Source organism: Streptomyces sp. NPDC059499 (genome assembly GCF_042749285.1).
GTDB lineage: Bacteria > Actinomycetota > Actinomycetes > Streptomycetales > Streptomycetaceae > Streptomyces.
Window position 1 is genome coordinate 81,546 of sequence record NZ_JBHYTT010000023.1, and the last position, 9,695, is coordinate 91,240.

Annotated in this window: 1 protein-coding gene and 1 pseudogene; one reads left to right on the forward strand and one right to left on the reverse strand. The window is 76.1% G+C overall.

Annotated features, from left to right (window positions below; all coding sequences use genetic code 11):
* Positions 1-113: 113 nt before the first annotated feature.
* On the reverse strand, positions 114-9,578 hold the full coding sequence (locus ACFW9O_RS34385; protein WP_384614883.1) for an SDR family NAD(P)-dependent oxidoreductase: 9,465 nt from the start codon (positions 9,576-9,578) through the stop codon (positions 114-116).
* Here ACFW9O_RS34385 and ACFW9O_RS34390 point away from each other — a divergent pair.
* Positions 9,579-9,695, forward strand: a pseudogene (locus ACFW9O_RS34390) (ribosome maturation factor RimP); the annotation flags it as partial.

Consider the following 9,695-nt stretch of genomic DNA (forward strand, 5'->3'; position numbering starts at 1 on the left):
CGTGCGTTCGTCCAGGTCGCGGAGGTCCCGTCGGGCCTCACGCAGGTCGGTGGTCGCCTGCCGCAGGTAGCGCAGCAGCTCTTCGGTGGTGGCCATTTCGCGCTCCCGGCGGCTCAGTCGGACTCGTCGAGGATCTGGAACAGCTCCTCGGCGGTCGCCGTTTCGAGACTGACGGCGTCCTCGGCCCGTTGCCGTCCGTCGTTCCACCGGGCGAGCAGCTCCCGCAGCCGGCTGCCGACCGTGGCCCGGTCGGCGTCGTCGGCGTCCACGGCGGCCAGGACCTCCTCCAGACGGCCCAGTTCCTCCAGGGCGCGCACCGACGGGGCCACCGGCTCCGGCAGCAGTTCACCGCGGAGGTGCCGGGCGAGGACGATCGGGTTGGGGTGGTCGAACACCATGGTGGCCGGCAGGCGCAGCCCGGTCAGGGCGGCGAGCCGGTTGCGCAGTTCGACGCCGGTGAGGGAGTCGACGCCGGTCTCGAGGAAACCCCGGTCCGTGCGGACCGCCTCGGGACCGGAGTGGCCGAGCACAACGGCCAGTTGGGTGCGGACGAGGTCCAGGACCACCTCGTGGCGCTCGGCGTCGGTGAGGTCGGCAAGGCGGCGGCGCAGGCCGGCCCCGTCGTCGCCGGCGGCGACGGGGGAGGGGCGGCCGGGCCCGACGAGGTCGCGCAGCAGCGGGGGCACCGTCTCGGAACGGGTGCGCAGCGCGCCGGTGTCGAGGATCATCGGGACGGCGACCGCTGTGGCGGCGCCGAGCACCGCGTCGAACAGCGCCATGCCGTCCGGCGTGGACATCGGCGTCACTCCGAGCCGCTCGACGCGCCGGACGTCGGTCTCGGTGAGCCCGCTGGTCATGCCGCTCGTCTCGGCCCACGGTCCCCATGCCATGGAGACCGCCGCGAGGCCGCGGGCCCTGCGATGGTGGGCGAGGGCGTCCAGGAACGCGTTCGCGGCGGCATAGTTGGCCTGCCCGGCGGCGCCGAACGTCGCCGAGGCCGAGGAGAAGAGCACGAATGCGGACAATTCCATGTCCTGGGTCAGCTCGTGCAGGTGCCTCGCGCCGTTCGCCTTGGCGTGCAGCACCCGGTCGAGCCGGGCATCGTCGAGACCGGTGACCAGGCCGTCGTCGAGTTCGCCCGCCGCGTGGACGACGGCACGCAGGGGCCGGTCCGCCGGGAGGGCCCGCAACAGGCGTGCGACCTCGTCCCGTTTGCCGACGTCGCAGGCCACGACGGTGGCCTCGCAGCCGAGCGCGGCGAGGTCGTCGACGAGGCCCGCCGCGCCCGGGGACCGTGGGCCGCGCCTGCTGGTCAGTACGAGCCGGCGGACACCGTGGGCGGCGGCCAGGTGCCGGGCGAGCGCCGAGCCGAGGGAGCCGGTGCCGCCGGTGATCAGGGTCGTGCCCTCGGCGTCGACGGAGGCTTCCGCCGGCCGCTCGGCCCGCGCCAGGCGGGGCGCGTACAACCGGCCTGCGCGCACCGCCACTTGCGGTTCCGGGCAGCTTAGCGCCTCGGCGAGAACGTCCGGGGAGGCGGGGCCGTCGAGGTCGACCAGGACGAACCGGCCGGGGTGTTCGGCCTGCGCGGAGCGGACCAGCCCCCAGGCCGCGGCCGCCGCGAGGTCGCTGACGTCCTCGTCCTCGCCGATCGCCACGGCGCCCCGGGTGACGATCGCGAGGCGGTCGTCCACGCGGCGCTCGTCGGCGAGCCACCGCCGCACGAGCCGGAGCGCGTCGTGCGTCACGCCGGCCGGTTCCGTGGACCCGCCCGCCGCGGCAAGGGACGCGAGGGCGACGGCGGCCGTGTCGGCGTCGTCGGCCTGCGTGGGCCGGCAGACCGGGGCACCGGCAGCCCGGAGCTGTGCGTCGAGGTCCAGCGGGTCGGGGCCGAACACGGCCCAGTACGGTACGGCGGGTGCGGGGACGCCCCGGACCTCCGCCCAGCCGACCTGGAACAGCGCGTTGCGGGACAGGTGCCGTGCCGAGCCGAAGCCGTCGGGCACGGGCCGGGAGACGATCGAGTCCGCGGTGGCGACCGGTGCCCCGTCGGAGTCGGCGACGGTCACGCCGACGCCGCCCTGCCCGTCCATGGCCAGCCTGACCCGCAGGGCCCGGACTCCGTGCCGAAGAAGCCGCACACCGCGCCAGGCGAACGGCAGTTCCGCCCGGGTCGGCGCGGATCCCCCGCCCAGGGACCGCAGCATGCCGATGCCGTGCAGTGCCGCGTCCAGAAGGGCCGGGTGCACGGCGAAGCCGTCCGCCTCCGGGCCGTCCGGGGCGAGGGCGACCTCCGCGTACACCTCTCCTTCGCGGTGCCAGGCGGCGCGCATGCCCTGGAACGCGGGCCCGTAGCTGTAGCCGAGGGCGGCAAGGTCGTCGTAGAAGCCGCCGAGGTCGATCGCGGCGGCACCGGCCGGGGGCCACTGCGTGAGGCCGTCCGGCTCCGCCGCCGCCGGTCCGGGGGCGACGGTGGCGGTGGCGTGCAGCACCCAGTCGTCCGCGGCGTCGCCGGAGGCCGAGCCGTCCTCGGGCCGGGAGTAGACACCCACGGACCGCCGCCCGGCGCCGTCCGGTTGACGGACGACGGCCTGGACGCGAACGGCCTCCGCGTCCGCGAGGACCAGCGGCGTCTGGAGGGTGAGTTCCTCGACGAACGGGCAGCCGGCCCGGCCGCCCGCCGAGAGCGCGAACTCGACGAAGGCGGTGCCGGGCACCAGGACCGTGCCGAGGACGGCGTGGTCGGCGAGCCACGGGTGGGTCCGCGTCGACATCCGGCCGGTCAGCAGGACGGTTTCGGTGCCGGCCACCGGGGCGGCGGCGGTGAGGACCGGATGCGCGGTGGCGTCCAGGCCGGCGCCGGACGGGTCCGTACCGGGCGCCGCCCCGAGCGAGTTCATCCAGTACCGCTCGGACTGGAACGGGTAGGTGGGCAGGTCGACGGGGCGCCGGCCGGGGCCGCCCAGCACCTTGCTCCAGTCGACGCCGACACCGGACACGTGCGCCTGGGCGGCGGAGGCGAGCATGCGGGCCGCGCCGGTCTGCCCGGAGCGCAGCGACGGCACGGGCGGCGGCCACGCGATGCCGTCGTCACCGACGTCCTCGAGGGTCTCCTGGATACCCATGGCCAGCATGGGGTGCGGGCCGACCTCGATGAAGTGCCGATAGCCCTGGTCGGCGAGACCGCGCACGGCGGGCTCGAACCCGACGCACCGGCGCAGGTTGGCGAACCAGTACGCGCCGTCCAGCGTCGTGGTGTCGGCCCAGCCGCCGGTCACGCTGGAGAAGAACGGGACCGAGCCCGCCCGCGGCCGGATGTCCGCCAGGGCTTCGCGCAGCGGCCCGGCCAGTTCGTCCACGTGGTGCGAGTGCGACGCGTAGCCGATGCGGACCGGTTTGACGCGGATCTCCTCGACGGCGCAGGAAGCGGCGAACTCCGCGAGCGCGTCCCGGTCGCCGCTGACGACGTTGGCGCCGGGCGCGTTGCGTGCGCCGAGGCAGATCCTGCCGTTCCACGGGGCGAGGCGCTTCTCGATCTCCACGGCCGGCAGCGCCACCGACAGCATGCCGCCGCGGCCGACCACGGTCCCGAGGAGTTCGGCGCGCAGGGCGACCACCCGGGCCGCGTCCTCGAGGGACAGCGCCCCGGCGACGTACGCGGCGGCGATCTCGCCCTGCGAATGGCCGAGCACGGCGTCCGGCTCGACGCCCCAGGAGCGCCACATCGCGGCCAGCGAGACCATCACGGTGAACAGCGAGATCTGGACGACGTCGTCGCGCTCCAGCGAGGCCGCGCCGTCGGCGCCGCGCAGGACGTCGAGCACGGACCAGTCGGTGTGGCGGGCGAATGCCTCGTCGCAGGCGGCGGCCGTCTCGGCGAACACGGCGTTCGAGTCCAGCAGTTCGCCTCCCATACCGGACCACTGCGACCCCTGGCCGGGGAACACGAAGGCGGTGCGGCCCTCGACGGCCCGGCCGCGGACGGCCCCGGCGGGCAGATCCCCCGCCGCCAGAGCGGCCAGGGAGTCGAGGTCGCCCGGGAGCAGCACCGCGCGGTGCTCGAAGGCGGTACGGGTGGTGGCCAGCGACCAGGCGACGTCGGCCGGCTCCGGCCCGGGCCGACCCCGGAGGTGGTCGTCCAGGCGTCCCGCCTGTTCCCGCAGGGCACGCTCGGTGCGCCCGGACAGCAGCCACGGCACCGCGGTCGGAGCCTCGCCCGTGGTGGCGCGGGGCGGCAGGGGAGGCGCCTGTTCGAGGACGGCGTGGGCGTTGGTGCCGCTGCCGCCGAAGGAGGAGACCCCCGCCCGGCGGATCCGGCCGGTGTCCGGCCAGGACCGTGCCTCGGTGAGCAGCGCAACGGTGCCCTTCGACCAGTCCACGTGCGGGGTGGGCTCGTCGACGTGCAGGGTGGGCGGGAGGACGCCGTGCCGCAGCGCCATCACGGTCTTGATCACCCCGGCGATCCCGGCGGCGCTCTGCGAGTGGCCGATGTTGGACTTGACCGAGCCGAGCCACAGCGGGTTCTCGGCGGAGTGCGCCGGCCCGTACACGGCCAGCAGGGCCTGCGCCTCGATGGGATCGCCGAGCGGGGTGCCGGTGCCGTGCGCCTCCACGAGGTCGACGTCGCCGGCGTCCACCCGTGCGCCGGCCAGGGCGGCGGCGATGACGCGGCGCTGGGAGGGGCCGTTGGGCGCGGTCATGCCGTTGCTGGCGCCGTCCTGGTTGACGGCGGAACCGGCGACCACGGCCAGGATCTGGCTGCCCTCGGCCAGGGCCGTACTGAGCCGCTGCAGTGCGACGACACCGACGCCCTCGCTCCAGCCGGTGCCGTCGGCCGCGGCGGCGAACGGCTTGCAACGGCCGTCGGGCGCCAGGCCGCGCTGGCGGCTGAACTCGGTGAAGGACACCGGTGTGGGCAGGACCGTGACACCGCCGGCCAGGGCAAGGTCGCACTCCCCCTGACGGAGCGACTGGCAGGCGAGGTGCAGGGCGACCAGCGACGACGAGCAGGCGGTGTCGACGGTGACGGCCGGGCCCTCCAGGCCGAGGCTGTAGGACAGCCGCCCCGACACGGCGGCCGTCCCGGTTCCGGCGAGGAAGAATCCCTCGGCGGCGCCGAGCGCGTCGGCGTCGCCCAGCCCGTATCCCTGGAACGAGGTGCCGACGAACACGCCGGTGCGGCTGCCGGCCAGCCCCGAAGGGTCGACGCGGGTGCGCTCCAGCGCCTCCCAGGCGGTTTCCAGCAGCACCCGCTGCTGCGGGTCCATCGCCATAGCCTCGCGGGGGCTGATGCCGAAGAACTCGGCGTCGAAGTCGCCGGCGCCGTCCAGGAAGCCGCCCTCACGGACGTACGAACTGCCGGGCCGCGACAGGTCGGGGTCGTAAAGGGCGTCGAGGTCCCAGCCCCGGTCGGAGGGGAACGGGGTGATCGCGTCCCGGCCGTTCAGGACGAGGTCCCACAACTCCTCCGGCGAGCGCACCCCGCCGGGGAACCGGCAGCCCATGCCGACGATCGCGACAGGTTCGTCGACGGGCCCGGCCGCGGTCGGTGCCGCGGCGACGGGTGCGGACGTAACGGCGGGATCCGGCGTGCCGAGCAGCTCGTCCGCGAGGAAGGCGGCCAGCGCGTTCGGCGTCGGGTGGTCGAACGCGACGGTGGTGGGCAGACGCAGGCCCGTCGCGGCGCGCAGCCGGTTGCGGATGTCGACTGCGGTGAGCGAGTCGAATCCGAGCTCCCGGAACGCGCGGCCGGGTTCGATGTCGGCCGGTCCGGTGTGGCCCAGCGCGGCTGCGGCCTCGCCACGCACCAGCGTGAGCAGGAACGGCCGGCGCTCGCCCGCGGGAAGGGCGGCCAGCTGCCGGCCGAGCCCGGAGCCCGCGTCGTCGTCGGAGCCGGAGCTCTCGTCGGCGTCGGACAGGGCCCGCGCCGCTTCCGGGATCTCACCGATGAGCGGACGGGAGCGGGCAGCGGTGTAGCCGCGGGTGAAGCGGGCCCAGTCCATGTCGGTGACGGTGAGCAGCGTCTCGTCCTGGGTGAGGGCCTGGCCGAGCGCGACGAGGGCGAGCTGAGGCGGCATCAGGCGCAGGCCGCGCCGGCCGAGGAGCTCGATCGCGCCGGCGTCCGCCATGCCGCCGCCGGCCCAGCCGCCCCAGGACACCGACGTGGCCGTCTGCCCCCGGCGGCGCCGCCGCAGGGCCAGCGCGTCGAGGTGGGCGTTGGCGGCCGCGTAGGCCCCCTGGCCCGCGCCGCCCCAGACGGCGGCGCCCGACGAGAAGAGGACGAAGGCGTCGAGGCCGTCGCCGAGGAGCTCGTCGAGGTGGCGCGCGCCGTCGGCCTTCGCGGCGATGACCTGGGCGACTTCCTCGGCCGTGGTGTCCAGGACCGGGGCGGACCGGGTCACGCCGGCGGCGTGGACGACGGTGGTGACGGGCGGCCCGTCGGGAAGCGCGGCGAGCAGGGCCCGCAGCTCCTCACGGTCGCTCACGTCGCAGGCCACGACCAGCACCTGGGTCCCGGCCGCCTCCAGCTCCGCGGCCAGCTCGGCGGCGCCCGGCGCCTGCGGTCCGCGGCGACTGGTCAGGACGACGCGGGGTGCGCCCAGCCCGGCCAGCCAGCGGGCGACATGCGCACCGAGAGCGCCGGTCCCGCCGGTGACCAGGGCGGTACCGGTCGGCTGCCACGGATCGGTGCGGGGCGCGTTGCCCAGGGGCGCGCGCACCAGGCGGCGGGCGAAGACCCCGGCGGGGCGCACCGCGACCTGGTCCTCGTCGTCCAGGCCGGCCAGAACGCCGGCCAGGCGGTCGGCCGCCCGCTCGTCGATCTCGGCCGGAAGGTCCACCAGGCCGCCCCAGCGGGCGGGCAGTTCCAGTCCGGCGGCCAGACCGAGGCCCCACAGCCCCGACTGGGCAGGGTCCGGCGACGGGTCGGCCGCGCCGACGCACACCGCACCGCGGGTCGCCGTCCACAGGGGCGCGGCCACGTCGAGGTCCGCAGCCGCCCGGACCAGCGCGAGCGTGGTGGCCACACCGGTCGCGACGCCGACGGGACCGGGGCGGGTGTCGAGGCCGAGCAGGTTCAGCAGCCCGTCGACGCGGCCGCCCGCGGGGCCGGGTCCGGCGCCGGCGGCGGCCTGGGCCAGAGCGTCCGCGAGCCGGTCGGCCAGGCCTTCGCCGTGCGGGTCGTCGGCGGCCGGGGTCACCGTCAGGACCTGGGAGACACCCCGCTCGGCGAGCGCCCGGGCGCACCGGCGGACGACGTCGTCGGGGTCGTGGGACGGGGCGACGAGCACCCAGATGCCCGACAGCACCGGTCGCGGAAGACGGGCCTTGCGCCGCCATTCGATCCGGTAGCGCCAGCCGTCCACGGTGGACCGGTCACCGCGATCGGTCCGCCACGCCGACAGGACGGGCAGCGCGGCCGCGGCGCCGTCCAGCAGCTCGCGCTGCCGCGGGTCGGACACGTCCAGCGCGTCGGCGAGCACCTGAGGATCGCCGCCCGCGACCGCGTCCCAGAACGCCTCGTCGGCCGGGTCGGCGACGCCGGGGGCGGCCGTCGTCGGCGCGGCGGCCGGCGCGGCCGCCTCCAGCCAGTACCGCCGACGCTGGAACGGGTATCCGGGCAGTTCGGGGCGGACGGCGGAGGCGGACGGCGGAGCCAGGACGGCGTCCCAGTCGGGTGTGAGACCCCGGGCGAACGCGGTCGCCACCGCTTCCCGGAAACGGTCCGGGCCACCGTTGTCGCGGCGCAGCGTCGTGACGACGACCGTGTCGTCGGCGCCCTCGGCGTCGGCGACGTCCTCGACGTTCGCGGTCAGGGACGGATACGGGCTGGGCTCGACGAACGCGCGGAAGCCGTCGCGCAGCATCGCGGCGATCGCCGGGGCGAACTGCACCGGCAGGCGCATGTTGCGGTACCAGTGCTCGGGGCCCAGGGCGGCGCCGTCGACCGGGCCGCCGTCGACGGCCGAGTAGAGCGGGACGGCTGCGGTACGGGGAACGATCCCGTCGAACGCGGCGAGAGCCTCGTCGCGGAGCCGGTCGACCTCCGGCGAGTGGGCGGTGCCGGTGATGGCCATCCGCCGGGCGGCGATCCGGTCGGCAGCGAGCGCGGCGGCGAGTTCCTCGACCGCCTCGGGGTCGCCGGACACCACGGTCGCCCGGGGGCCGTTGACGGCCGCGAGATGCAGTCGGCCGGGCCACCGCGCCATCCGTTCGGTGAGTTCCTCGACGGGCAGGGTCACCGCCAGCATCGCGCCGCCGCTGTCGAGGGAGGCGAGCAGCCGGCTGCGGGCCACGACGATCCTGGCGGCGTCCGGCAGCGTCAGGGCCCCGGCCACGCAGGCCGCCGCGATCTCACCCTGCGAATGCCCCACCACGGCCTCCGGCACGATGCCGTGCGCACGCCACAGGGCGGTGAGGGACACCATCATCGCGAACAGGGCCGGCTGGACGACGTCGAGCCGGTCGAGCGACGGTGCGCCCTCGGCGCCCCGCAGGACGTCCTCGGCCGACCAGTCCACGTACTCCGAGATCGCCGCCGAGCACTCGCAGAGCGTGTCGCGGAAGACCGGGGCGGTTCCCAGGAGTTCCGTGGCCATCCCCGGCCACTGCGAGCCCTGTCCGGGGAAGACGAACGCGACCGGGCCGCCCGGTCCGGCGTCGTCCCGGATCAGGCCCCTGACACCGCGGCCGTCGGCGAGGGCGTCCAACTGGTCGAGGTAGCGCTCCGGATCGGGACCGAGCAGTACCGCGCGGTGGCGGAACGCTGTCCGGCCGGTCGCCAGGGCGCGGGCCACCTCCGGTACGGACTCCGGGGCGGCGAGGCCGGGCCGCTCGTCGAGCCGCGCGCGCAGCCGTGCCGCCTGGGCGCGCAGCGCCGGTACGGTCCGGCCGGACAGGGCCCACGGCACCGGCGAGCCGGCGACCGCCGGGGTGAACGGCGGTTCGGCGACCGCCGAGGGCCGCGGTTCGGCCGGTGCCTCCTCGAGGACGACGTGGGCGTTGGTACCGCTCATGCCGAACGACGACACACCGGCCCGCCGCACGACGCCGTCGCGCGGCCACGGCACCGGCTCGGTCAGCAGCCGCATCGCCCCCGACGACCAGTCCACGTGCGGCGTCGCCTCGGAGGCGTGCAGCGTCGCCGGGAGCACCTCGTGGCGCAGGGCCTGGACCATCTTGATGACGCCGGCGACCCCGGCGGCGCACTGGGAGTGGCCGATGTTGGACTTGACCGAGCCGACCCACAGCGGGCGCCCGGCGGGCCGCTCCCGGCCGTAGACGTCCAGCAGCGCCTGGCCCTCGATCGGGTCGCCGAGCGCGGTGCCGGTGCCGTGGGCCTCGACGGCGTCGACCTCGTGGGCGTCCAGACCGGCGCTGCGCAGCGCCTGGCGGATGACGCGCTGCTGGGCCCGGCCGCTCGGGGCGGTCAGGCCGTTGCTGGCGCCGTCGTGGTTGACGGCGGAGCCGCGCAGCACGGCCAGCACCCGGTGGCCGTTGCGCCGGGCGTCGGAGAGCCGCTCGGTCAGGAGCATCCCGGCCCCTTCGCTCCAGCCGGTGCCGTCGGCGTCGGCGGAGAACACCTCGAGGAGATCGAGGTGTCCCGGGCAGGCCGCCGCCGGGTGCTGCGGGTCATCGTGGATTCCGAGGACGGCGTCGAGCTCGACACGTGCGCAGCACACGCGGCCGAGGAGTCACCC